Origin of the sequence: Aquabacterium commune (assembly GCF_004362855.1) — a bacterium.
GTDB classification, from domain to species: domain Bacteria; phylum Pseudomonadota; class Gammaproteobacteria; order Burkholderiales; family Burkholderiaceae_C; genus Aquabacterium; species Aquabacterium commune.
The window spans coordinates 453,895-477,643 of record NZ_SNXW01000001.1; the positions used below are offsets into that span (position 1 = coordinate 453,895).

19 protein-coding genes are annotated in these 23,749 nt (G+C 67.3%); 10 read left to right on the plus strand and 9 right to left on the minus strand.

Annotated features, from left to right (window positions below; translation table 11 throughout):
• Positions 1-112 precede the first annotated feature (112 nt).
• A complete protein-coding gene (locus EV672_RS02020) occupies positions 113-1,114 on the plus strand; it encodes an AraC family transcriptional regulator (RefSeq protein WP_133605896.1) in 1,002 nt (333 codons plus the stop codon).
• A 317-nt stretch (positions 1,115-1,431) separates the two neighbouring features.
• Here the strand turns inward: EV672_RS02020 and EV672_RS02025 are convergent, their stop codons facing one another.
• Positions 1,432-3,438 (minus strand): sigma-54-dependent Fis family transcriptional regulator, encoded by a 2,007-nt coding sequence (locus EV672_RS02025; protein WP_133605897.1) that lies wholly within the window; start codon positions 3,436-3,438, stop codon positions 1,432-1,434.
• A 521-nt stretch (positions 3,439-3,959) separates the two neighbouring features.
• Here EV672_RS02025 and EV672_RS02030 point away from each other — a divergent pair.
• The 4 genes from EV672_RS02030 to EV672_RS02045 are packed head-to-tail and all read left to right on the plus strand — an operon-like array spanning position 3,960 to position 8,707.
• Positions 3,960-5,459, plus strand: coding sequence for a benzaldehyde dehydrogenase (locus EV672_RS02030; RefSeq protein ID WP_243738467.1), 1,500 nt, complete (start codon positions 3,960-3,962; stop codon positions 5,457-5,459).
• A 59-nt stretch (positions 5,460-5,518) separates the two neighbouring features.
• Positions 5,519-6,424: a transporter gene (locus EV672_RS02035; RefSeq protein ID WP_133605898.1), complete on the plus strand. Its 906-nt coding sequence runs from the start codon at positions 5,519-5,521 to the stop codon at positions 6,422-6,424.
• 37 nt (positions 6,425-6,461) lie between these two features.
• On the plus strand, positions 6,462-7,082 hold the full coding sequence (locus EV672_RS02040; RefSeq protein WP_133605899.1) for a gluconate 2-dehydrogenase subunit 3 family protein: 621 nt from the start codon (positions 6,462-6,464) through the stop codon (positions 7,080-7,082).
• A gap of 32 nt (positions 7,083-7,114) precedes the next feature.
• On the plus strand, positions 7,115-8,707 hold the full coding sequence (locus EV672_RS02045) for an FAD-dependent oxidoreductase (RefSeq protein ID WP_133605900.1): 1,593 nt from the start codon (positions 7,115-7,117) through the stop codon (positions 8,705-8,707).
• Between the two features lie 17 nt (positions 8,708-8,724).
• Here the strand turns inward: EV672_RS02045 and ugpQ are convergent, their stop codons facing one another.
• Complete coding sequence (gene ugpQ, locus EV672_RS02050) at positions 8,725-9,534, minus strand: glycerophosphodiester phosphodiesterase (RefSeq protein ID WP_133605901.1); 810 nt, start codon at positions 9,532-9,534, stop codon at positions 8,725-8,727.
• Between the two features lie 125 nt (positions 9,535-9,659).
• Between ugpQ and EV672_RS02055 the strand changes: the two genes are divergently transcribed.
• Both EV672_RS02055 and EV672_RS02060 read left to right on the plus strand, forming a co-directional pair.
• A complete protein-coding gene (locus EV672_RS02055) occupies positions 9,660-13,706 on the plus strand; it encodes a DUF3683 domain-containing protein (RefSeq protein ID WP_133605902.1) in 4,047 nt (1,348 codons plus the stop codon).
• Positions 13,703-14,152 (plus strand): HIT family protein, encoded by a 450-nt coding sequence (locus EV672_RS02060; protein ID WP_133605903.1) that lies wholly within the window; start codon positions 13,703-13,705, stop codon positions 14,150-14,152. Before EV672_RS02055 ends, EV672_RS02060 begins: the two co-directional genes overlap by 4 nt.
• A gap of 3 nt (positions 14,153-14,155) precedes the next feature.
• Here EV672_RS02060 and EV672_RS02065 read toward each other — a convergent pair whose 3' ends face one another.
• Positions 14,156-14,812, minus strand: coding sequence for a TetR/AcrR family transcriptional regulator (locus EV672_RS02065; protein WP_133605904.1), 657 nt, complete (start codon positions 14,810-14,812; stop codon positions 14,156-14,158).
• Positions 14,813-14,921: 109 nt separating this feature from the next.
• Between EV672_RS02065 and EV672_RS02070 the strand changes: the two genes are divergently transcribed.
• Positions 14,922-15,806: a metal-dependent hydrolase gene (locus EV672_RS02070; RefSeq protein WP_133605905.1), complete on the plus strand. Its 885-nt coding sequence runs from the start codon at positions 14,922-14,924 to the stop codon at positions 15,804-15,806.
• A 32-nt stretch (positions 15,807-15,838) separates the two neighbouring features.
• On the opposite strand, the gene EV672_RS02075 is transcribed toward EV672_RS02070, so the two are convergent.
• The 6 genes from EV672_RS02075 to EV672_RS02100 all read right to left on the minus strand — a co-directional run bounded on the left by EV672_RS02075 (position 15,839) and on the right by EV672_RS02100 (position 21,689).
• Positions 15,839-17,368 (minus strand): methyl-accepting chemotaxis protein, encoded by a 1,530-nt coding sequence (locus EV672_RS02075; protein ID WP_133605906.1) that lies wholly within the window; start codon positions 17,366-17,368, stop codon positions 15,839-15,841.
• A gap of 55 nt (positions 17,369-17,423) precedes the next feature.
• The gene (locus EV672_RS02080) at positions 17,424-17,891 is read right to left on the minus strand and encodes a cache domain-containing protein (RefSeq protein WP_133605907.1); all 468 of its coding nucleotides are present in this window, start codon (positions 17,889-17,891) and stop codon (positions 17,424-17,426) included.
• An 88-nt stretch (positions 17,892-17,979) separates the two neighbouring features.
• The gene (locus tag EV672_RS02085; protein WP_133605908.1) at positions 17,980-18,456 is read right to left on the minus strand and encodes a chemotaxis protein CheW; all 477 of its coding nucleotides are present in this window, start codon (positions 18,454-18,456) and stop codon (positions 17,980-17,982) included.
• 41 nt (positions 18,457-18,497) lie between these two features.
• Positions 18,498-20,693: a chemotaxis protein CheA gene (locus tag EV672_RS02090; RefSeq protein WP_133605909.1), complete on the minus strand. Its 2,196-nt coding sequence runs from the start codon at positions 20,691-20,693 to the stop codon at positions 18,498-18,500.
• Between the two features lie 68 nt (positions 20,694-20,761).
• Positions 20,762-21,124 carry a response regulator gene (locus tag EV672_RS02095; protein WP_133605910.1) on the minus strand — a complete coding sequence of 121 codons (363 nt, stop codon included), beginning with the start codon at positions 21,122-21,124 and terminating at the stop codon, positions 20,762-20,764.
• 115 nt (positions 21,125-21,239) lie between these two features.
• Positions 21,240-21,689, minus strand: coding sequence for a hypothetical protein (locus tag EV672_RS02100; RefSeq protein WP_133605911.1), 450 nt, complete (start codon positions 21,687-21,689; stop codon positions 21,240-21,242).
• A 203-nt stretch (positions 21,690-21,892) separates the two neighbouring features.
• On the opposite strand from EV672_RS02100, the gene EV672_RS02105 reads away from it, so the two are divergent.
• Complete coding sequence (locus tag EV672_RS02105; protein ID WP_243738468.1) at positions 21,893-23,119, plus strand: hybrid sensor histidine kinase/response regulator; 1,227 nt, start codon at positions 21,893-21,895, stop codon at positions 23,117-23,119.
• Complete coding sequence (locus tag EV672_RS02110; RefSeq protein WP_133605912.1) at positions 23,116-23,745, plus strand: response regulator; 630 nt, start codon at positions 23,116-23,118, stop codon at positions 23,743-23,745. The genes EV672_RS02105 and EV672_RS02110 overlap by 4 nt, the downstream gene beginning before the upstream one ends.
• Positions 23,746-23,749: the final 4 nt, after the last annotated feature.

Consider the following 23,749-nt stretch of genomic DNA (forward strand, 5'->3'; position numbering starts at 1 on the left):
CAGGCACGGGGCCAGGGATGCGTTCATCGTAGGAAACGGGGCTGGGGTGCGGGAGGGCCCGCGTTGACATCGACAGGTCATTTATTGACAATCGCGGCCCGGAACCCATCCCATGGCCGACACCGACTTCTTTCTCCCCTCCCAGTACGTGCAGCAGATCGCCGGGCAGATGACGCGCATGGGCGTGCGCCTGCCGGACTGGCTGCTGCAGCTGCAGCGCCCCGGCCTGAACGGCGAGCTGGAGGTCCAGCACCTGTCCTTCGCCGACTTCCAGCGCCTGGTGCGCGAGGCCATCGCGCTGACGGGCGAGCCGGCCTTCGGCCTGCTGGTGGGCGAGCGCCTGCTGGTGCACAGCCACGGCATCCTGGGTTATGCGGCCGTCAACAGCCTCAGCCTGCGCCAGGCCCTGCAGCTGATGGAGCGCTACTTCCTCGTGCGCACCTCCCTGCTCAGCGTGCAGGTGGTGACCGACGGGGCGCTCACCCGCCTGGTGTTCTCGGAGCCGCACCCGCTGGGCGACATCCGCATGCCGGTGATGGAGGCCGTCATCCTGACGATCAAGAACCTCGTCGATTACGTGACCCTGGGCGTGTGCCAGGTGGCCACGGTGAGCTTCCCCTTCGAGGCCCCGGCCCATGCCGACCTGGCCCGCGAGCTGTTCGGCTGCGAGGTGCGCTACGGCGGCGACTGGACGGGCTTTGCGCTGAGCTCCGAGCACCTGGACCAGCCGCTGCGCTCGGGCAACCCGGAGGCCCTGCGCGAGGCCGAGCAGCTGTGCCAGCAGGAGCTGGCCAAACTGACGCGCCAGCAGACCCTGTCAGCCCGGGTGCGCCGCCTGATGCTGGAAAAGCAAGGCGGCTTCCCCACGCTGCAGGTGAGCGCGCGCCTGCTCAACATGACGCCGCGCACCCTGCACCGGCGCCTGCAGGACGAGGGCACGTCCTACCGCGACATCCTGGAAGACATCCGCCACCACCTGGCGGTGGAACACATCAAGGCCGGCAAGCTGACGCTGCAGGAGGTGGCCTACATGCTGGGCTACGACGACCTCTCCAACTTCCGGCGCGCCTTCAAGCGCTGGGAGGGGGTGGCGCCGAGCGCTTTCCGCGCTTGAAGGGCGGCCCGCCGCCTTCGGCGAGCGATGCGCCGTGCACTTTCCGCGGCACGTCGGGCACCTCACCCCCATGCGCCGTGCTTTGTGCGACAAGCGCCGCGCAATTGGCGACAAAACTTCCGTCAGCGCGGGCCATCGGCCGCGCGCGGAGGGCCGCGCTCCGCGCTTTTCGCGACACGCTCGGCGCGCCCAGTGCGGCGCTCGGCCCGCGAAGTGCCACGCACGGCACAGCCCGACGCAAAAGATGACTTGCCGACCGCGGTCGATGGCACTGCCAGTGCGGTGCACGGCACTTTCAGCGCGGCACGCCGCCCCGCTCAGGCGGCTTTGGCGCCCAAACGGCGGTACAGCGTCGCCCGGCCGATGCCCAGCAGCTTGGCCGCGGCGGTGACGTTGCCTTCGCAGCGGGCAAGGGCGGCTTCGATGGCCTCGTCCTGCGCTTTTTGCATCAGGTTCGGCACCGGATTCGGCGCCAAAGCCCCGCCCACACCGCCCACCCCGGCCTCCGGCATGGCCTGGCGCAGCGCCGCCACGCCGACCGCGCCCTGCGGCTCGGCCAAAGCCAGCACGCGCTTGAGCACCTGGCGCAGCTGGCGCACATTGCCCGGCCAGGGCTGGGCGGCCAGCCAGGCGCGGGCCTCGGTGTCCAGGCGGCCCAGGGGGCAGGCCATGTCGGCCAGCAAGGCCTGGAGCAAGGCGTCGAAGGCACTGCGCTCGCGCAGGGGCTTGATGTGGAACTCGTAGCCGGCCAGGCGGTAGTACAGGTCCTCGCGGAAGCGGCCTTGCGCCACCAGAGCGCGCAGGTCCTGGTGGGTCGCGCTGACGATGCGCACGTCCACCTTGCGGGATTGCGCCGCGCCCAGGCGCACCACCTCGCGGCTGTCGAGCACGCGCAGCAGCGTGGCCTGCACGCCCAGGGGCATGTCGCCGATCTCATCGAGGAACAGGGTGCCGCCATGCGCGGCCTCGACCTTGCCGCAGGCGCCGCCCTTGCGTGAGCCGGTGAAAGCGCCATCGACGTGGCCGAACATCTCGCCGGCCAGCAACTCGGCCGGCAGGCCCGCGCAGTTCACGGCCACGAAAGGTGACTTGGGGTTGTGGCGCAGGCGGTGGCTGTGCGCGTGCAGCGCCTGCGCCACCAAGTCCTTGCCGCAGCCCGTCTCGCCGGTGATCAGCACCGGCAGGTCGGCGGCGTAGGCGCGGCTGGCCAGGGCGAAGGTCTGGCCCAGGTCGGCATCGCCCAGCTCCAGGGCAGTCACCTTGGCGCTCACATTGGCGGTCACATTGGCGGTCACATTGGCGGGCCAGGGGCCGCCGGCCGGCGTGTCCGTGGCGTCGCCCATGGCCCCCATCGCACCGAACGCACGCTGGCGACGCCCTGCCGCGCCATTGAGCACGCGGGCGCGCAGCTGGATGCCACCGCGCAGGCGCAAGGCCAGGCGCTCGGGGGCGGCCAGGGCCTGGTCCATCCAGTGCTGGAAGCCGCCCTCGAAGACGTCGTCGAAGTGGATGCCATCGACCTCGGGCGCCAGGCTCATGAGCTGGCGCGCGCTGCGGCTGATGGCCATGAGCTCGCCGTCCTCGCCGATGGCCAGCAAAGCCTGGGAGCCGCCACTGCCACCACCGTCCAGGCCCTGGGCCAGGTCCAGCTCGACGTGCAGGAAGGCGGGGCGGGACTCGAACAGCCCGCGCTCGATGCGGTTGGCGCAGCGCTGGGCCAGCCACAGCGAGCTCTCCAGCATGCCGGGCATGTCGCGGCTGATGTCCACCGTGGCCACGATGCGCCCTGAGGGGTCGAACACCGGCACGGCGCAACAGTGGAAAATCTGCGTGGCCGAGAGGTAGTGCTCGGGCCCGAAGATGCGCACGGCCTGGTGCTCGGCCAGGGCCACGCTCATGGCGCTGCTGCCGATGACCTGCTCGGAGACGTCCACCCCCGGGCGGAAGGCGCGGCGGAAGAACACGTTCTGCGACGGTGTGGCGCCCTCGGCCAGCAGCACCACGCCACTGGCGTCGGTCAGCATGACGGCGTAGCCCGCGTCGGCCACGGCACCGGCCAGCGTTTCCACGGCGGGACGGGCCGCGCTCAGCAGCATGGCGTGGCGCTCCAGCAGGGTGCCCAGCGCAGGGCGGTCGAGCTGGCAGAAGTCGATGGCCTCGTCCGGGCGGCGGCCCAGCGACTGGCAGCGTTGCCAGGAACGCAGCACCACGTCCGACACCAGGCCGTGCGGCGCGCGCCCTTCGTCGAAGAAGCTGCGTCGGGCAGACCAGATCTGCTCGGGTCGGTAAGCGGCAACCGCCTGGAAAGAGCGCGTGGGGGACATGGGTGCAAAGCGGAACAACAGTGAGCCGCGACAGTACCCAGCCCGGGGCGAACGCGCAATCGGTGACGGCCCGGTGGGGCCCAGGGGAGGTCCTCGGTGCGCTCTCGGGGGCGCCCAGGGCCTGCCTTGGGCGTGCCTCGGGATGGCCTCGGGCGTGCCTGTCCGGGCCAGCCGCGCGTTCGCATGCCGCACACCGCGCCGCGCCGTTCGTGCCGCCGTCTCAAAGTGAGACGGCCACTGCGCCATGAGACACCCCCTGAGACGAGACGGGCCGAGACAGCGGCATGCCAGACCCTGCCGACACGCTCGGTGTTAACCCGACACCTTCCCTGGGAAGGCGGGCCGTGCGGCGCCGCATGGGCATGAGCTGGATCAATTTGTGCGCTCTGTCAGGCATGGCCAGCGTGGCCCACCGACCACCGACCTGGCCACCCAAGCTGTCCGCCCAGCTGGCGACAGACCACAGCACACCGCAAGAAGCCGCGACCGACCGCGACAGACCGTGACTCAAAGGAGACGAAGTGAATAACCCCGCCAACAACGCGTCCATTCCAAACACCGCCCCGGCCTGGGAGGCCCGCATCTTCAGCCCCGGCTGGCGCGCCTCCGAAGGCGGCCACGTGGCCGTGATGGAGCCCGCCACGGGCGAGACCATCGGCGCCATCGGCGTGGCCAACCAGGCCGATGTGCAGCGCGCCGTGCAGGTGGCCGCGCAGGCCAACGCCGGCTGGGCCGCCACGCCCTTCGACCAGCGCGCCGAGGTGATGCGCCGCGCCGCCACCCTGCTGCGCGAACGCGCCACCGAGTTCCACCACTGGAACGTGCGCGAATGTGGCTCCATCGGCCCGAAGGCCGAGTGGGAGCTGCACGCCACGTACGAACAGCTGCAGATGTGCGCCGCCCTGCCCATGCAGCCCATCGGCGAGATCTACCCCTCCACCCTGCCCGGCCGCATCAACCACGTGCAGCGCGTGCCGCTGGGCACCGTCGCCGTGATCACGCCCTGGAACTTCCCGCTGTTGCTGGCCATGCGCTCGGTGGCCCCGGCCCTGGCCATGGGCAACACCGTCATCCTCAAGCCCGACCTGCAGGCCGCCGTCACGGGGGGCGCCTTGATCGCCCAGCTGTTCGCTGACGCCGGCCTGCCCGAAGGCGTGCTGCAGGTGCTGCCCGGTGGCCCCGAGGCGGGTGAGGCGCTGGTGCAGCACCCGGACGTGGCCATGGTGTCCTTCACCGGCTCGACCGCCGTGGGCCGCCACATCGGTGAGGTGTGCGGGCGCATGCTCAAGAAGTGCATCCTGGAGCTGGGCGGCAACAACGTGCTGATGGTGCTCGAAGACGCCGACCTCGACGCCGCCGCCTCCAGCGGTGCCTGGGGCGCCTTCCTGCACCAGGGTCAGATCTGCATGCAGGCCGGCCGCCACCTCGTGCACCGCAGCGTGGCCGCGGCCTATGCCGACAAGCTGCGCGCCCGTGCCGAAGCCCTGGTCGTGGGCGACCCGCACCGCGCTCAGGTCCACCTGGGCCCGGTCATCAACCGCCGCCAGCACGAGCGCATCGACGAAATCGTGCAGGACGCCGTGCGCGCCGGTGCGCGCCTGCTGACGGGTGGCCCCGTGAGTGGCCCGAACGCAGGCCTGTTCTACCGCCCCACCGTGCTGGCCGACGTCGGCACCGAGATGCGCGCCTTCAAGGAAGAGATTTTCGGCCCGGTGGCGCCCATCACCGTCTTCGACACCGAAGACGAGGCCATCGCCCTGACCAACGCTTCGCCCTATGGCCTGGCCGCTGGCATCCACACCCGCCAGCCGCACCGCGCCCAGCAAATCGCGCAGCGCCTGCACACCGGCATGGTCCACATCAACGACCAGACCGTGAACAACGAGTTCCACGTGCCTTTCGGTGGCATGGGCGCCTCGTCCGGCAACGGCAGCCGCTTCGGTGGCCCGGCCAACCTGCACGAGTTCACCCAGACCCAGTGGGTGAGCGTGATGGCCCAGGGCATCCAGTACCCGTTCTGAGCCCCGTCCCCCTGTTCCGAGCTTTCCCCCACCCCTGCCCATTCCAAAAGGAGACACCCATGAGCCTGTCCAAATCCCTGTTCCCATCCCTGCGCGCATCGGCCCTGGCCGCCGTCGCATGCTGCACCCTCACCAGCCAGAGCGCCCACGCCATCGACATCGACGCCGGTGACTACACCGCCCTGCCCGAAGGCACCAACGTCGTCGCCCTGTACGGCCAGCACGCGCAACGCAACAGCCTGTATGCCCGCGGCGACCAGGTCAACGGCAACTACGGCCTGGACTCCAACATCGGCGTGCTGCGCATCATCCACTTCACCAAGATCGCCGGCTACATCGTGGACCCGCAGATCCTGCTGCCCTTCGGTGAGCTGAAAGCCAAGGGCGATGTGGCCCCCGTGCTGAGCAAGGGCAGCGGCGTGGCCGATGCCATCTTCGCGGCCACGGTCTGGACCCTCAACGACCCGGTCAACCGCCGCTACCTGGGCATCACGCCCTTCGTCTATGCCCCGATTGGCAACTACGACCGCAACAAGGCCCTGAACCTCGGCGAAAACCGCTGGAAGTACGCGCTGCAGGTCGGCTACATCCACGGCATCGGTGAAAAGTTCACGGTGGACCTCGCCGCCGACGTGACGGTCTATGGCAAAAACAACCGGGCCAACGCTGCAGGACAGACCCTGGAACAAAACCAAAGCTACCAATTGCAGGCCTTCCTGCGCTATGACCTGCGCCCGGGCATCGACCTGCGCGCCGGCCTGTCGCGCGGGTACAGCGGCAGCAACCAGCTGGACGGCGTCAGCCAGGCCAACACGGGCAACCGCGTGGACAAATTCCAGCTGGGCACCGCAGCCTTCATCACCCCCACCACGCAGGTCATGGCGCTGTGGGGCAAGGACCTGACGGTGAGCAACGGTTTCAAGGAAAACTCGCGCATCAACGTCCGCCTGCTGCAACTGTTCTGACCCCGGACACCGCCCCACACCCCCACGAGGAGACCCCATGAGCACGTCGATGCCCTCCACCGAGATCGCCGAGATCGCCCAGGCCGCCGCGGCCCTGCGCCAGCTGCCACGGCGCCAGTTCCTGCGCGCGGCCACCGCCGCCGCAGCCGCCGCCACGGCCGCCTTGACCCTGGGCCCCACGCTGGCCTTCGCCGCACAGGCCACCGCCTCTTTGCCCGCGCTGAAGTTCATGAACGCCGACGAGGCCGCCGTGATGCAACGCCTGCTGGAAGTGATGCTGCCCACTGCGGGCACGTCCCTGCTGCCGCTGGCCCAGGTGCCCATGCTGCAAACCCTGGACGCGGCCCTGCTGGCCACCATGGCGCCGCACATCCTCGCGGGCCTCAAGGGCGGCATCGGCTATTTCAATGAAGGCCCGCAGGCCACCTTCGGCAAGCGCTTCGTGGACCTCTCCGACGAGCAGGCCATCCGCTTTTGCGACAGCTGGGCCAACGCGCCCGAAGAGCCCAAGCGCGCCCTGAGCATGGGCCTCAAGAAGCTCCTGGCCCTGTCCTACTTCGCCAACCCGCCCACCTGGGCCCCGCTGGGCTACCCCGGCCCCTTCACGCGCCGCAGCGGCATCCCCTCGTTGGGCAACGCACCTGCCCCACAGGCCTGAAGTCCGACGCACCCCACGGAGACAGACACACCATGAACACCGTTCACATCGCCAAGAACAAGGCCCGCATCCCCGCCGCCGCCGTGCCCAAGCACGGCCTGCAGGTCACCCAGGCCTCGGACATCCGCGACAGCCAGATCAGCTGGGAAGCCGATGCCGTCGTGATCGGCTCGGGCGCTGGTGGCGCCATCGCCGCCTTCGAGCTGGCCAAATCGGGCAAGAAAGTCATCGTGCTGGAGGCCGGCCCCTACGTGCCCTCCGAGAAATTCACCGAGATGCTGGCCGTCAGCATGGGCCAGCTGTATGCCGACCACGGCGGCCAGAACAACGCCACCGGCGACATCGCCATCCTGCAAGGCGCTTGCGTGGGTGGCTCCACCGTGGTGAACGCCGCGCTGTGCTTCCGCACGCCCGACCACTACCTGCACGCCTGGGGCAAGGATTTCGGCCTGACGAACCTGACGCCCGCCGTCATGAAGCCCTACTTCGAGCTGGTCGAGCGCAACCTGCGCATCAACACCGTGGCGGGACACGAAACCAGTGCCGGCGCCGAGTTGATCGGCAAGGGCCTGGACAAGCTGCGCCTGCCGCGCGGCAAGGCCCGCCGCAACGTCAAGGACTGCGTGATGAGCGGCGCCTGCTTCTCGGGCTGCGCCTCCGACCGCAAGCAGTCCATGCTGGTCACCTACCTGCCCTGGGCCGTCTCGCACGGCGCCAAGATCGTGGCCGACACCCGCGTCACGCGCATCCTCACCACCGAGGGCCGCGCCAGTGGCGTCGAGGCCGAGGTGATCGACCCGGCCACCGGCCAGAAAAAGGCCGACGTGGTGGTGAAGGCGCCCCTCGTGGTGCTGGCCGCCGGCCCGGTGCAATCGCCCGTGCTGTTGCTGCGCAGCGGCATCGCCAACAGCAGCGGCCAGGTCGGCAAGAACTTCGCCTGCCACCCGACCATGTCCGTCACGGGCATCTTCTCGCAGGACGTGCGCGATTTCTTCGGCGCCACCCACTCGCTGTACATGGACAAGTACACCCTGCCCCAGGCCGGCGGCTACCTGCTGCTCAACGCCGTGCAGGACCCGGTCGAGGCCAGCACCCAGGTCGAGCCCGGCACCGGCAAGCCCTATGCGGCCTACATGACGCACTACAAGAACACGGTGCGCCTCATCAGCCTCATCCACGACAAGAACTGCGGCGAAGTCACCTGGAACAATGGCGTCAAGGAGATCAAGTACGACGTTGACGACGAGGACTTCGAGGCCATGAAAAAGGGCCTGATCACCACGGCACGCGTGCTGTGGGCCTCGGGCGCCAAGACGCTGCACATCCCGGCGTCGCAGAAGGTGGAGATCACCCGCGAGCAGGACATCGTGCCGACCATCATGGCGCTGAAGAACGAGAAGTCGCGTTACCGCTACACCTCCTTCCACCCGCAAGGCACCTGCCGCATGGGCGCCGACCCGAAGCGCACCGTGGTCAACCCGCAGGGCGAAACGCACGATGTGCGCAGCCTCTACGTGGTGGACGCCAGCCTGCTGCCCACTTCGATTGGCTACAACCCCTCGGAGACGGTCTATGCCCTGGCCCACTACGTGGTGGACGGCATCACCGGCAAGAGAAAGGCCTGATCACAGGCACGGGCTGATCAGGCGATCAGCACGTCGGGCACCAGGTTCAGCCCCGGGCAGGCGCCCAGCCGGGCCTGGGGCTCGAACAGGTCCACGCGGTCGGTGACCATGCCGTCCAGGCCGGACAACCACAGCGTGCCGGCGCGCTCGGCGTCGTTGACGGTGTAGGCCAGCGACTTCATGCCCGCGGCGTGGATGGCCTCGATGCGGCGGGCGTTCAGGAAGGCCTGGTGCACCACCAGGGCGCAGCAACCCAGCCGGTTGGCCTCGTCGATGCCCTCCGGCTGCCAGCGCTCCAGCAACAGGGCGCGTGGCAATCCGGGCTGGGCTTCGGCCGCCGCTTCCAGGGCGGTCACGCTGAACGAGCTCAGCAGCGGCTTGACCTCGCTGCGTGCCCACAGCGCAGCCACGCGCTCGGCCACGACGCGGCCGGTGCGGACGTCGTCGCCCGGGTTGGGCTTGATCTCCAGGTTGACCATCAGCCCCAGGCCTTGCAACCAGCGGGCCAGGGCCTCCAGGCGCAGCAGCGGCTCGCCCGCATGGGCGCGGCCATGCCAGCTGCCAGCGTCCAGGCGCGACAGCGCGTCCCAGCTCAGCAGCGCGGACGCCCCCTGGCCGTTGGTGGTGCGGTCGAGTTCCGCATCGTGCAACAGGAAGGGCTCGCCATCGGCACTGAGCTTGACGTCGCACTCGAACATGGCGAAGCCGTGGTCCGCCCCCAGGCGGAAGGCCGCCAGGGTGTTCTCAGGGGCCAGCGTGCCGGCGCCACGGTGGGCAATCCAGCAGGGATAAGGCCATGGCGCGAGGTGGGAATCCGGCATCGTCATGGGCATGAGCATACCCAGATGCCCCCGCCTTGAAGCGATCCACAAGGCCCGAGGAAGTGGCCTTTTCCCGGGAAGGTCAAGGTGGCTGCGTTACCATTCCGCCTCAGGCGCGAAGACACCTCCCCATGAACGCACCCACCGAGCTGAACCACATGACCGCCCAGGCCGCCAAGGTCCTCACCGACGGCCTCCCGCGCCTGCGCGAGATCCCCTACAACTACACGTCCTTCTCAGACCGCGAAATCGTCCAGCGCCTGCTGGGCCAGCGTGCCTGGGAGGTGCTCAGCCTGCTGCGCACCGAACGCCAGACCGGCCGTTCCGCGCGCATGCTCTATGAAGTGCTGGGCGACATCTGGGTGGTGCAGCGCAACCCCTACCTGCAGGACGACCTGCTGGACAACCCCAAGCGACGCGGCCAGCTCATCGAAGCGCTGCAGCACCGCCTGGGCGAGGTGGACCGCCGCCGCCACAGCGCCGACGTCCAGGCCGATGCCGCCCATGCCGCGCAGGACGCTTCCCGCGACAAGCTCGTGGCCGAGCTGCTGGCCAGCGCCCGCCAGGCCATCGACCGCTTCGCCAAGGCCTTCGACCAGACCGCCACGCTGCGCAAGCGCACCGCGCAGGTGCTGGGCGCCGTCACCCGCGCCGACAACATCAAGTTCGATGGCCTGAGCCGCGTTTCGCACGTGACCGACGCCACCGACTGGCGCGTCGAGTACCCCTTCGTCGTCCTCACACCGGACACCGAAGAAGAAATGGCGGCCCTGGTCAAGGGCTGCGTCGAACTCGGCCTGACCATCATCCCGCGTGGGGGCGGCACCGGCTACACCGGCGGCGCCGTGCCACTGACCTGGAAGAGCGCGGTCATCAACACCGAGAAGCTCGAACAGATGACCGAGGTCGAGATGGTGGCCCTGCCCGGCGTGGACAAGCCGGTCGCCACCGTCTGGACGGGCGCAGGCGTGGTCACGCAGCGCGTGGCCGATGCCGCCGAGCGCGCCGGCTTCGTCTTCGCCGTGGACCCGACCTCGGCCGAAGCATCGTGTGTGGGCGGCAACGTCGCCATGAACGCCGGCGGCAAGAAGGCCGTGCTGTGGGGCACCGCCCTGGACAACCTCGCCTCGTGGCGCATGGTCACGCCCGACGCGCAATGGCTGGAGGTGGTTCGCCTCAACCACAACCTGGGCAAGATCCACGACGTCGAGACGGCCAGCTTCGAGCTGCGTTATTTCCAGGCCGATGGCAAAACGCCCATCCGCACCGAGCGCCTCGACATCCCCGGCCGCACCTTCCGCAAGGAAGGCTTGGGGAAAGACGTCACCGACAAGTTCCTCGCCGGCCTGCCCGGCATCCAGAAAGAAGGCTGCGACGGCCTGATCACCAGCTGCCGCTGGATCGTCCACCGCATGCCCAAGCACACCCGCACGGTGTGCCTGGAGTTCTTCGGCAACCCGACCCTGTGCGTGCCCTCGATCGTCGAGATCAAGGACTTCATGTTCGCCGAAATGGCGCAACCAGGCGGCGCCATCCTGGCCGGCCTGGAGCACCTCGACGACCGCTACCTCAAGGCCGTGGGTTACGCCACCAAGAGCAAGCGCACGGTGGCAGGCTCCGGCCTGCCCAAGATGGTGCTGATCGGTGACATCGTCGGCGACGACGAAGACCGCGTGGCCCGCGCCACCAGCGAGGTCATCCGCCTGGCCAATGGCCGCAACGGCGAAGGCTTCGTGGCCGTCAGCTCGGACGCCCGCAAGAAATTCTGGGCCGACCGCAAGCGCACCGCCGCCATCGCCAAGCACACCAACGCCTTCAAGGTGAACGAAGACGTGGTGATCCCGCTGCCACGCATGGGCGAGTACACGCTGGGCATCGAGCGCATCAACATCGAGCTGAGCCTGCGCAACAAGCTGGCCCTGCTGGACGCCTTCGACGCCTTCTTCGCGTCCGAGCCGGCCCACATCGCCAACTTCATCGGCAAGACCGACGACCCGTCCGAGCTGCCCAGCCCCGAGCAGCTCACCGAGAAAATCGACGCCGCCAAGGCCTTGCTGGCCGAGGTGCGCGCGCGCTGGCGCTTCCTGCACGACCGCATCGACACACCGCTGAGCGAGGTCGATGCCGAACTGGTCGCACTGGGCTACCTGCAGCACCGCGACGGCACCTATGTACCCGACGAGATCACCAAGGGCCGCGACACCGTCTTCAACCTGCTGCAGACGTGGAGCATCCGCGCCGGCTGGAAGAAGGAAATCCGCGAGCCGCTGGCCAAGGTCTTCAATGGTGCGGCCATGGCGCCCGTGGTGGACGAGCTCAAGCGCATCCACAAGCAGGTGCTGCGTGGCCGCGTCTGGGTGGCCCTGCACATGCACGCCGGCGACGGCAATGTGCACACCAACATCCCCGTCAACTCCGACAACTACGAGATGCTGCAGACGGCGCACGAGGCCGTGGCGCGCATCATGAAGCTGGCGCGTGGCCTGGACGGCGTCATCTCGGGCGAGCACGGCATCGGCATCACCAAGCTGGAGTTCATGACCGACGACGAGATGGCCAAGTTCACGGCCTACAAGTCCAAGGTGGACCCCCAAGGCCGCTTCAACAAAGGCAAGCTGCTGCGCGGTGACGCCCTGAAGAACCTCGGCGACGACGTCCACGCCGCCGACCTGACCGAGGCCTACACGCCCTCGTTCGGGCTGATGGGCCACGAGTCACTGATCATGCAGCAGTCGGACATCGGCGACATCGCCACGTCCATGAAGGACTGCCTGCGCTGCGGCAAGTGCAAGCCGGTGTGCGCCACCCACGTGCCGCGCGCCAACCTGCTCTACAGCCCGCGCAACAAAATTTTGGCCACCTCGTTGCTGGTCGAGGCCTTCCTGTACGAAGAGCAGACGCGCCGCGGTGTGTCCATCAAGCACTGGGAAGAGTTCGAAGACGTGGCCGACCACTGCACGGTTTGCCACAAGTGCCTGACGCCCTGCCCCGTGAAAATCGACTTCGGCGACGTGTCGATGAACATGCGCAACTTGCTCAACAAGATGGGCAAGAAGAGCTTCCGCCCGGCGGGTGCGGCGGGCATGGCCATGCTCAACACCAACAACCCGCAGACCATCAAGCTGATCCGCTCGGCGCTGGTGGACGTGGCCATGCCGCTGCAACGCATGGCCAACGACGTGATGAAGGTGGTGGCGCGCAAGCAGACCGACGCTCCGCCCGCTTCGGTCGGCAAGGCGCCGTTGAAGCAGGAAATCGTCCACTTCATCAACAAGAAGATGCCGGGTGGCCTGCCGAAGAAAACGGCGCGCGCGCTGCTGGACATCGAAGACCGCGACTACGTCCCCATCATCCGCAACCCCAAGCAGTCGGCCGACACCGAAGCCGTCTTCTACTTCCCCGGTTGCGGCTCGGAGCGCCTGTTCAGCCAGGTCGGCCTGGCCACGCAAGCCATGCTGTGGCATGCCGGCGTGCAGACCGTGCTGCCGCCGGGCTACCTGTGCTGCGGCTACCCGCAACGCGGCGCCGGCCAGTTCGACAAGGCCGAGAAGATGATCACCGACAACCGGGTGCTGTTCCACCGCGTGGCCAACACGCTGAACTACCTGGACATCAAAACGGTGGTCGTGTCCTGCGGCACCTGCTACGACCAGCTGCAGGGCTACCAGTTCGACAAGATCTTCCCCGGCTGCCGCATCATCGACATCCACGAGTACCTGCTGGAAAAGGGCATCACCCTGCAGGGCAAGGGCGCCTTCCTGTACCACGACCCCTGCCACACGCCCATGAAGCTGCAGGACCCGATGAAGACCGTCAAGGCCCTGCTGGGCGACGGCGTCGTCAAGTCCGACCGTTGCTGCGGCGAGGCCGGCACCCTGGCCGTGAACCGCCCGGACATCTCCACGCAGATCCGCTTCCGCAAGGAAGAAGAGATCCGCAAGGGCGAGGCCGAGCTGCGCGGGCAAGGCCTGATCGGCCTGAAGGACAACGTCAAGGTGCTGACCTCTTGCCCGGCCTGCCTGCAGGGCCTGAGCCGCTATGGCGAAGACACCGCCAACGGCTTGCTGGAAGCCGACTACATCGTCATCGAGATGGCCCGCCAGATCCTGGGCGAGAACTGGATGCCGGAGTACGTGGCCCGCGCCAACAACGGCGGCATCGAGCGGGTGCTGGTGTGACGCACGGGCCTCGCGGTTCGTGTGAGCTGTGCGAACGCGACGGCGGCCTGCTGGTCTGGCGCAGTGACAAGCTGCGCGTGATCCGCGCGGTGGGCGATGCGCAAAGCACCGACCACCCCGGCTTCTACCGCGTGATCTGGAACGCCCATGTCGCCGAGTGGACCGACCTGGCCCCGGCCGACCGCAGCCACCTGATGCAGGCCGTGGCCAAGGTCGAAACGGTGCTGCGCGAAGCGTTGCAGCCCACCAAGGTCAACTTGGCCAGCCTGGGCAATGTGGTGCCGCACCTGCACTGGCACGTGATCGCGCGTTTCGACTGGGATGCCCGCTGGCCCGCGCCGGTGTGGGCGCCTGCCTTGCGCCACGTGCCCGATGCGGCCTCGCGCCTGGCCGTGCCCCTGGACGTCCTCGACGCCCAGGTGGCAAGCGCCCTGCAAGCGGGCTGAGGCTCAAGCGCCGTCTGTGGTGCCTGGGCTTGTCGCCATGGCCTGTGCCTTGCGCGCCAGCTGCTGCTCCATGCGCACATAGTGGCTCACCATGTGGGCCAGGCCATCGACCAGCTCGTCGTAGGTGATGGGCGGGTTGGGGTCCGACATGTGCCGGATCACCGTGAACATCCCTGCGTTGACGAAGATGTAGCTCATGGCCGCAAAGCGCTGCATGCGCGCGTGCTGCGGGTTGTGCAGCAGGTACTGCACGATGATGTCGCCCAGCAGGCGTGAGACTTCGGCCAGGTCCAGGCGCAGGTCGGCGTTGAACACCTCGCGCGCGTACTTCAGGTAGCGCTGCTCGTCGCGCAGCAGGAGCTCCTGCACCCCATAGAGGATGGTCGGGATGGCCTCGGTCAGGGGCATGCGCACGATGCGCGGCGTCAAGGGTTGCAGCACGCCCACCAGGTCGCGCACGAAGCGCGCCAGCATGGCTTCGTAGATGGCTTCCTTGTTCTTGAAGTACTCGTACAGCGAGCCCACGCTGACACCCGCGATGTCGGCAATGTGCGTGGTGGTCGTGCCCGCCAGGCCATGTCGGCCCAGGCTGATGTAGCCGGCGTCCAGGATGGCTTCGACGGTGGACTTGGCGCGCTGCTGTCGGGGAATGCGGGGCATGGGCAGGAGGCTGCGGAGATCCGAATTGAATCCGAATGAATATTCGGAACACACTGTCGTCAATTATCGCGCACGTCAACCTGACCCGCCGTACTTTGGAGACGCCAGCATGACCGACACCCTCGCCCGCCGGAACCTGACCGGAGCCCAAGTGGGCATCCCGCCCCGCCACATCGACTTCCGCTTCTCGCAAGCGCAGCAGCGCTATTTCTTCTTCGACCAGAACCCCCTGGCCAGCCTGGTGTTCGTGGTGTTCTCCGGCATCTTCCCGCCGGGCGAGCGCTTCTTCATGGAGTCGGTGCGCAACTTCCGCGACCGCATCACCGACCCGGTGCTCAAGGCGCAGGTGTCCGGCTTCATGGGCCAGGAAGCCTTGCATGGCCGCGAGCACGACCGCCTCAACGACTTCTTCCGCGAACGCGGCTTCGACGTGGACCTGCCTGCGCGTTACGTGCGTTTCGGATTGCGCCAGCTGGCGCGCTTCTCACCCCGGCTGCAGCTGGCCTGCACGACGCAGATGGAGCACTTCACCGCCCACCTGGCCGAGCAGTGGCTGACCGACAAGGCCCTGGCCGCATCGTCCGACCCCGAGATGCTCAAGCTCTGGTACTGGCACGCGCTGGAGGAGCTGGAGCACAAATCGGTGGCCTACGACGTGTTCGACCTCATCGGCGGTACGCAGCGCGAACGCAAGCAGGCCGGCTGGCTGGTCGGCTTCTTCATCGGCCTGCCGGTGGTGGCCAGCTGGGTGCACCTGCTCGTCAAGGAAGGTCAGCTGTTCCGGTTCAAAGAGAACCGCCGGGGCCTGAAAGCACTGTTCGGACGCGGGGCCCTCATCAGCGAGGTGCTGCGCCACATGCCCACCTTCTGGCGCCGCAAGTTCCACCCCAGCCAGCAAGAAACGCAGGCGCTGGAGGCTTCGTGGCGCGAGCGCCTGTTCGGTCAAAACGGCGATCTGGTCGATGTCCATCGCAACCCCAAGGCCGCGGCCTGAGCTGGCCAGACGCTTGACGCAGCGCCCAAGCCTCAGGCCCGCAGGCGGAAACGCCCCACCACGGTGGCCAAGGTTTCGGCCTGGTCCTTGAGGCTTTCGGCGGCCGCGGCGGACTGCTCCACCAGGGCGGCGTTTTGCTGCGTCATCTGGTCCAGGCGGGTGACGGCCTGGCTGACATGGCCGATGCCTTCGGACTCCTGATCGGCCGCCTGCGTGATCTCGCGGATGATCTGGGTGACGTGCTCCACCCCGGTCACGATGCCCTGCATGGAAGCCCCGGCCTCCTGCACCAGGCGCGAGCCTGCTTCGACGCGCTCGGTCGAGGTGCCGATCAGGGTCTTGATCTCCCGGGCGGCGTCCGCACTGCGTTTCGCCAGCGAGCGCACCTCGCCCGCCACCACCGCGAAGCCGCGGCCCTGCTCGCCGGCACGGGCCGCTTCCACGGCAGCGTTCAGCGCCAGGATGTTGGTCTGGAAGGCGATGCCGTCGATGACGCTGATGATCTCGTTGATCTTGCGCGAGGCGGTGTCGATCTCGGTCATGTTGCTGACCACCTGCTGCATCACCTCGCCGCCATGGCGGGCGGCCGCGGTGGCGTCGGTGGCCAGGCTGTTGGCCGAGCGCGCGGACTCGGCGGTCTGGCGCACGGTGCCGGTGAGCTGGTCCATGGAGGACGCGGTTTCCTGCAAGCTGGACGCCGTGGTCTCGGTGCGCTGGCTGAGGTCCTGGTTGCCGGCGGCGATTTCGCTGGAGGCCGTCTCGATGGACTGCGCGGCACGCTGCACGGTCTGGATCGACGACGACAGCTCGTGCGTCATGCGCGCCAGTGCGCCCAGCAGCTGCCCGATCTCGTCGTCACGCTGGCTGTGCAGGTCCACATCGAAGCGGCCATCGGCCACGTGGTTGGCCGCGTCCAGCGCCAGGTGCACATCCTGCAGGATGCGTTTTTGCATGGCCCAGGCAAAAGCGAAGGCACCCAGGCAGGCCAGCAGACCAATGGTGCCGATCACCACTTCCTGCAGCACCAGCCCATCGCGCAAGTCGGCCAGATCGGCCTCGGAGTCGGCCTCCACCTGCTTGAGCAAGGCGGTCAACGAAGCCATCATGGCCTTGTGGTCTGCATCGGCAGACTGCAGCGCAGCGATGCCCGTGTTGGGGTCGATGGCGGAGAGATCCACCGCGGTGTCTGCGCTCTTGAGGAAGCTGCCCAGGCTCTTGTCAAAGGCCTTGGCGACATCGGTGTTGGCATCGCTGCCCGACAGCACCTCGCTGACCGACGCGCGGCTGGCCTTGCCCAGCTCGCTCAGCTTGCCGCGGAAGGCGGTGATGTCCGCGTCGCTCATCGATCCGATCACCGTGATCGTGCGGTACAGCCCGGCGTGGGCTTCAGACAGCCGTTGCCGCGCGGTCGAGATGGTGTCCTGATGGGCCGCGCCCTGTGCGTGCGTGGCCGAAACGCGGGTCTCGTAACGGTTCATGGCCATCAGCACGGCCACCAGGCTGGCCAACAGCACCAGGCTGACCGCGGTGGGCGCGGCCATCAGTGTCGTGCGCAAATTCATGTTCTTGTCTCCTTGGACCCACGGGCCCTGAAGGCCCGTCGTCGTCACCTGCGGGTCATTTGTAGATGCCGCCGCACACCACCGTGTCATCGAGCTTTTCGCAGTACATGCTCTTGGGCTCGATCTTCTTGTTCTCGGGGTTGGTGAATTTGTAGTCCTGCCAGAAACTGGCTTGCGACTTGGCCATCTCGACGCGCTCCTTGACGAAGGGCTTGCCGTCGATGTCCTTGAGGTCGATGAGGTTCTTGCCCACCATCTTGGCGTTGGCACCATGGGCGTGCACGGTGCCGTCCAGGCCATAGACGACGATGTAGAGGTCGCTCTTGTGCCAAGCAGCGCTGGCCTTGTCGCTGAACTCGGCGTAGGCCTTGTCCTTGCCAGACGACTTCACGTAGGCCACGCCTTTCTTCACCATGGTGATGGCGTCGTCCTTGGTGGCGCCGCCTTCGGCAGCCCAGGCTGGGGCGAGGGTGGTGAGGCTGGCCGTCAGGGCCAGGGCGGCGATGCGGGAGATGTGCTTCATGTGGGTGTCCTCGTGCAGAAAGATGCCGTGCAAGAGTGACTCCGCTCACGGCCGCGGTCCGGCTGTCAGAGCAGCCAGTTGGCAGGTGTCAGTCGATCAAGCCCATGTCCTGGCTCATCAACATGCTCTCGATGTCGAGCAGGATGACCATGCGCTCGCCCACCTGGGCGAGGCCACGGATGTAGGTGGCGTCGATGGCCGAGCTCATTTCGGGGGCGGGGCGAACGGCCTCGACCGGGATCTCCATCACGTCGCTGACCGAGTCCACCACCGTGCCGATGGTGCGCTGGCCGATGTGCAACACGATGGTCACCGTGAAGGCGTTGTACTCCGAGGAGGTGCAACCGAAGCGCAGGCGCAGGTCCACGATGGGGACGATGGTGCCGCGCAGGTTGACCACGCCTTTGAGGAAGTGCGGCGCGTTGGCGATGCGGGTCGGGTTCTCGTAACCGCGGATCTCCTGCACCTTCAGGATGTCGATGCCGTATTCCTCGTCACCGAGCCGGAAGGTCAGGTACTCACGTGCCAATTCAGATTGCACGTCCAGTTTTTCCATCATGCCCATTTGGCTGCTCCTCTTGTTGCGTGGCGTGCTCAGTGGCGATGTCAGTGGCGCGAACGGCGCACCAGGCTGCCCACGTCCAGGATCAGTGCCACACGGCCGTCACCCATGATGGTGGCGCCCGACACGTCGTTGACCTTGCGGTAGTTGGTCTCCAGGTTCTTGACCACCACCTGTTGCTGACCCAGCAGTTCGTCCACCAGCAGGGCCACGCGGCCGCTCTCTGCTTCGACGACCACCATGATCCCGCTGTTGTGCTCCCAGTCGAAGCGGGGCACGTTGAAAACGCGCTCCAGTTCGATGACGGGCATGTATTCGTCGCGGACCTCGACCACGCGGCCCGAGCCGCCCACGGTCTTGATCATCTCGGTGCTGACCTGGAAGCTCTCGACCACCGAGGACAGCGGCAGGATGTAAACCTCTTCGCCCACACCCACGCTCATGCCGTCCATGATGGCCAGGGTCAGTGGCAGACGCACCGCCACGCGCATGCCATAGCCTTCGGCGGAGTCGATCTCGACCGTGCCGCCCAGCGAGGTGATGTTCTTCTTGACCACGTCCATGCCGACACCGCGGCCAGACACGTCGGTGACCTCGTCGGCCGTGGAGAAGCCCGGCGCGAAGATCAGGCTCCAGACCTCGGGGTCGGTCATGGAGTCCGGCGCGTCGATGCCCTTTTCGCGGGCCTTCTTGAGCAGCTTCTCGCGCGACAGGCCCTTGCCGTCGTCGCGCACCTCGATCACGATGGAGCCGCCCTGGTGAGACGCCGCCAGGGTGATGGTGCCAATCTCGGGCTTGCCAGCCGCCAGGCGGTCGGCCGGCATCTCGATGCCGTGGTCGCAGGAGTTGCGCACCAGGTGGGTCAGCGGGTCGGTGATCTTCTCGACCAGGCCCTTGTCCAATTCGGTGGCTTCGCCCTGGGTGACCAGCTCGACTTTCTTGCCCAGCTTGTTGGCCAGGTCGCGCAGCATGCGCGGGAAGCGGCTGAACACCGTGGACATCGGAATCATCCGGATCGACATCACCGCTTCTTGCAGGTCGCGGGTGTTGCGGTCCAGGTCGGTCAGGCCGGTGACCAGTTGCTGGTAAACGACCGGGTCCAGGCCGCGGCTGTTTTGCGCCAGCATGGCCTGGGTGATGACCAGTTCGCCCACCAGGTTGATGAGCTGGTCCACCTTTTCCACCGACACGCGGATGGTTGAGGCCTCCAGCGCGGCGGCAGGCTTGTCGGCTTTGGGTGCAGCGGGCTTGACCGCAGCGGCCACGGGCTTGAGGACAGCGGGTTCGGCGGCAGCGGCGGCCGGGGCCTTGTCGGGTGCACCGGGGGCGTTGTCGAAGAAGCCGTAGCCCTTCTCTTGCGGCTCGGCGGCCGCCGTGGCGGAGGCCTCAGCGGCGTCAGGCGCGTCGAAGAAGCCGTAGCCGGGGTCGGCAGGCGCGCTCGCGGCTGCAGGCGCATCGGCCAGGTTGACGAAGGCCACTTGCTCACGCGCCACGTGGAAGGTGAACAGGTCCAGCAGCTCGGACTCGGCGGCGGCGGTGCTCACCTGGAAGCGGCGGATGCCAGCCAGGGCGGCATCGTCCGGCAAGGGCGAGATGGTGCCCAGGTCGGTGATTTCCTTGAACAGGTCAACGAGGTTGTCTGCCTGGGCCGGGTCGCTCAGGGGGCCGACACGCAGCTCGACGGTGCGCTGACCCGAGGTCGCAGCAGCGGCGGACGTGGCGGACGTTGCGGCAGTCCCAGCCGGGGCCGCAGCGGAGGCAGCGACAGGCGCCGCCTTGGCCGGGGCCGCCACAGGCGCAACCTGGGCCACAGGGGCCTCGCCGGACGACATGGCGCGGATGTTGAACAGCAGCTCGGTGGTGTCCACCACGGCGCCACCGGAGCCCTGGTGGCGGCCCAGCATGGACTTGAGCGCATCGCCCGACTGCAGCAGCACGTCCACCATCGGCGCGGTGGGCGCCAGTTCGTGGCGGCGCAGCTTGTCGAGCAGCGTCTCCATCTGGTGGGTCAACTCGGCCACATCGGAGAAGCCAAAGGTCGCAGCGCCCCCCTTGATGGAGTGGGCGCAGCGGAAGATGGCGTTGAGTTCTTCGTCGTCGGCGGCCTCGATGTCCAGCTCCAGCAGGAGCTGTTCCATGTTTTCCAGGTTCTCGCCCGCCTCTTCGAAGAAGACTTGGTAGAACTGGCTGAGGTCAATCCCTGCCGAAGACGTGCTGTTGTCGGTGCTCGTGTCTGCCATGTCTGGCTCCCGATGTTCGTGGCGATGCTTGCGGGCACGTGCGCCGGCCCGTCAGCGGATCCCTGTGTTCAGCGGATCACCTTCTGGATGACTTCGATCAGCTTGTTCGGGTCGAAGGGCTTGACCAGCCAGCCAGTGGCGCCGGCGGCACGGCCGGCCTGCTTCATCTGATCGCTGGACTCGGTGGTGAGGATCAGGATCGGCGTGGCCTTGAACTGTGCGGTTTCACGCAGTTTCTTGGTCAGGCTGATGCCGTCCATGCGGGGCATGTTCTGGTCGGTGAGCACCAGATCGAAGCTGCGGCCGCCGGCCTTTTCCCAGGCATCCTGTCCGTCCACGGCCTCGATCACGTTGTAGCCAGCGCTTTTGAGTGTGAAAGAAACCATCTGACGCATGGATGCGGAATCGTCAACGGCAAGAATCGAGTGCATGGCGCTCTCCGGTACTTGATGAACTTTGCGTGTGGACAGGCAGGGTCAAATCAACTTGACTGACTTTGCAACTTTTTCGTATTTCGGCAGACGGGATGGAATCTTTAGCCACGGTTCAGAACAATTCCACTGAACCAGCGTCCATCTCGTCCTGCGTGACGGGGTTGGGCTTGAGCGGCCCTTCCTCGACCACGGCGGCGCCGTCCGGATCGTCGTCGCCAAGGGCGTCGCGGGCGATCTGGTCGGCGCAGTTGCGCAGGCGTTTGTTGGTGTGGGCGATCAACTGCGTGGCCATGTCCTGGAACTGCAGGGCCGTGACCGCCTTGAACAGCGTTTGACGCACTTCGGTCAAGTGCGGCGTGATTTCGTGGCCCTGGTCGATCACGGTGCCGAGCTGGCCGGCAGAATCGTGAAATCCTTCCATGAGGGCCAGGCAGGCGTCGTCCAGCAGGCGCTGCAAGCGCTCGAGGTCGTTGCTGGCCGTCATCAGGTGGTCCTGAAGGCCGGCGGCCAGCAGCAAAGACATCTCGGGGGGCTGGGACGCGACGTTGTCGTCGTGGCTCATCGTGGCTCCACTCAACCAAGGTTAATGTCGGGGGTCGTCAGAACGACCGGGTACATCGGGTTGTCGGCAGGTTTGCAGTGATCCTGAGGGCTTTGCATCAACGGATCACGCGCTTTGGCCGGTTGGTAGAATTTTTCACATTCCCCGTCCAGCGGTGTCCACAATGACGTGGCGAAACTGGGCGTAAATCGAAGGATCGAAGCTTGCCTGTGCCGGAGTTCTCATCCCCCCCACCCCTGGTGAGCCCCAACGGGCTGCAACCGGGCCAGCAACCCGTGCGCCTGCGGGTGCTGCACCTGGAGGACAACGAGGGTGACCACGCCCTGGTCGCGGCACACCTGATGCGCGGCGGCATCCAGGCCGACATCCACCGCGTGGAAACCGAGTCCACCCTGATCGAGGCCCTCGCGGACGACTGGGACCTCATCCTCTCCGACTACAACCTGCCGGGCTACTCGGGCCTGGCCGCGCTCGACAAGGTGCGCTCGCTGGGCAAGCTGGTGCCCTTCATCCTGGTGTCCGGCGAAATCGGCGAAGACATCGCCGTGCAGGCCATGCGCAACGGCGCCAACGACTACCTGCTCAAAAGCAACCTGACCCGCCTGGCGCCTGCGGCCCTGCTGGCCATCGAGGCCAACCGCACGCGCATCGCCAAGCAGCGCGCCGACCACGCCCTGACCCGCTCGCGCCAGCAGCTGCGCGAGCTCGCCCAGCACTTGCAGACCAGCATCGAGCAGGAGCGCGCGGCGATCGCCCGCGAGATCCACGACGACGTCGGGGGCGCGCTCACGGCCGTGAAGTTCGACCTGGCCTGGATGGCGCGGCATGCGCCCTCGCCCGAGATCGCCGAGCGGGTGGCGCAGGCGCTGGAGTCGGTCAACCACGCCCACGAGGCCAGCCAGCGCGTCATGCACAACCTGCGCCCGGCCATCCTGGAGCAGGGCCTGGTGGCCGCACTCCAATGGATGACCGACCGCTTCGGCAAGCGCACCGGCCTGGAAGCCACCTTCCGCACCAGCCATGAATCCATGCAACTGGCGCCCGGCGTGCCCCTGGTGGCCTACCGTTTCGCCCAGGAGGCGCTGACGAATGTCTCCAAACACGCACAGGCCACCAAGGTGAGCGTGGATGTGTCTCAGGCGGGCGGCGTTCTGTCCATCGAAGTGACAGACAATGGCAAAGGCCTGAGCGGGGAAGACTTGGCCAAGGCCCGGTCCTTCGGCATCCGTGGCTTGCACGAGCGCGCGGAGACGGTGGGTGGCTGGGTGGACATCAGCAGCAAGCCCGGCGGCACCACGCTGATCCTGTCGGTTCCTCTGTCCGGCCCCGAGAACGGCTTCATCGACCGCCTGCTGCCCGGGCTGGACGGTGACGTCGCCAGCATCGACCACGACGACCCTGACGACCCGACCGCCTGGGGCAAACTATGATCAAAGTCATCCTCTGCGACGACCACGCCCTCATCCGCCGGGGCATCCGCGACACGCTGGCCGATGCGGCCGACATCGACGTGGTGGGCGAAGCCGCAGACTATGGCGAGTTGCGCGCCCTGTTCCGTGACCAGACCTGCGACGTGCTGGTGCTGGACATCAACCTGCCTGGGCGCAGCGGCCTGGACGTGCTGCATGTGCTCAAGGAAGAAGGCAACCCGGTGAAGGTGCTGGTGGTCTCGATGTACCCCGAAGACCAGTACGCCATGCGCGCGCTCAAGGCCGGGGCCTCGGGCTACCTCAACAAGGGCAGCGATGCTGCGCAGATCGTCGCGGCGGTGCGCACCGTCTCGCAGGGCCGCAAGTACGTCACGCCCGAGATGGCGCAGATGCTGGTGGACAACCTGACCACCCCCGCCCAGGAAGACGCGCACCAGAAGCTCTCGGACCGCGAGTTGCAGACGCTGGTGATGATCGCCTCGGGCAAGCGCCTCTCAGACATCGCCGAACAATTGCTGCTCAGCCCCAAGACCGTGAGCGTTTACCGCGCCCGGGTGTTGGAAAAGCTGGGTCTGACCAACAACTCCGAGCTCACGGTGTACGCCATCCGCAACGGGCTGGTGTGACGTT

What these genes read in the sequence shown, in the direction of transcription:
- EV672_RS02020 (WP_133605896.1), top strand. Translation starts at nt 113, where the DNA reads ATGGCCGACACCGACTTCTTTCTCCCCTCCCAGTACGTGCAGCAGATC.
- EV672_RS02025 (WP_133605897.1), bottom strand. Translation starts at nt 3,438, where the DNA reads ATGTCCCCCACGCGCTCTTTCCAGGCGGTTGCCGCTTACCGACCCGAG.
- EV672_RS02035 (WP_133605898.1), top strand. Translation starts at nt 5,519, where the DNA reads ATGAGCCTGTCCAAATCCCTGTTCCCATCCCTGCGCGCATCGGCCCTG.
- EV672_RS02040 (WP_133605899.1), top strand. Translation starts at nt 6,462, where the DNA reads ATGAGCACGTCGATGCCCTCCACCGAGATCGCCGAGATCGCCCAGGCC.
- EV672_RS02045 (WP_133605900.1), top strand. Translation starts at nt 7,115, where the DNA reads ATGAACACCGTTCACATCGCCAAGAACAAGGCCCGCATCCCCGCCGCC.
- ugpQ (WP_133605901.1), bottom strand. Translation starts at nt 9,534, where the DNA reads ATGACGATGCCGGATTCCCACCTCGCGCCATGGCCTTATCCCTGCTGG.
- EV672_RS02055 (WP_133605902.1), top strand. Translation starts at nt 9,660, where the DNA reads ATGAACGCACCCACCGAGCTGAACCACATGACCGCCCAGGCCGCCAAG.
- EV672_RS02065 (WP_133605904.1), bottom strand. Translation starts at nt 14,812, where the DNA reads ATGCCCCGCATTCCCCGACAGCAGCGCGCCAAGTCCACCGTCGAAGCC.
- EV672_RS02070 (WP_133605905.1), top strand. Translation starts at nt 14,922, where the DNA reads ATGACCGACACCCTCGCCCGCCGGAACCTGACCGGAGCCCAAGTGGGC.
- EV672_RS02075 (WP_133605906.1), bottom strand. Translation starts at nt 17,368, where the DNA reads ATGAATTTGCGCACGACACTGATGGCCGCGCCCACCGCGGTCAGCCTG.
- EV672_RS02080 (WP_133605907.1), bottom strand. Translation starts at nt 17,891, where the DNA reads ATGAAGCACATCTCCCGCATCGCCGCCCTGGCCCTGACGGCCAGCCTC.
- EV672_RS02085 (WP_133605908.1), bottom strand. Translation starts at nt 18,456, where the DNA reads ATGGGCATGATGGAAAAACTGGACGTGCAATCTGAATTGGCACGTGAG.
- EV672_RS02090 (WP_133605909.1), bottom strand. Translation starts at nt 20,693, where the DNA reads ATGGCAGACACGAGCACCGACAACAGCACGTCTTCGGCAGGGATTGAC.
- EV672_RS02095 (WP_133605910.1), bottom strand. Translation starts at nt 21,124, where the DNA reads ATGCACTCGATTCTTGCCGTTGACGATTCCGCATCCATGCGTCAGATG.
- EV672_RS02100 (WP_133605911.1), bottom strand. Translation starts at nt 21,689, where the DNA reads ATGAGCCACGACGACAACGTCGCGTCCCAGCCCCCCGAGATGTCTTTG.
- EV672_RS02110 (WP_133605912.1), top strand. Translation starts at nt 23,116, where the DNA reads ATGATCAAAGTCATCCTCTGCGACGACCACGCCCTCATCCGCCGGGGC.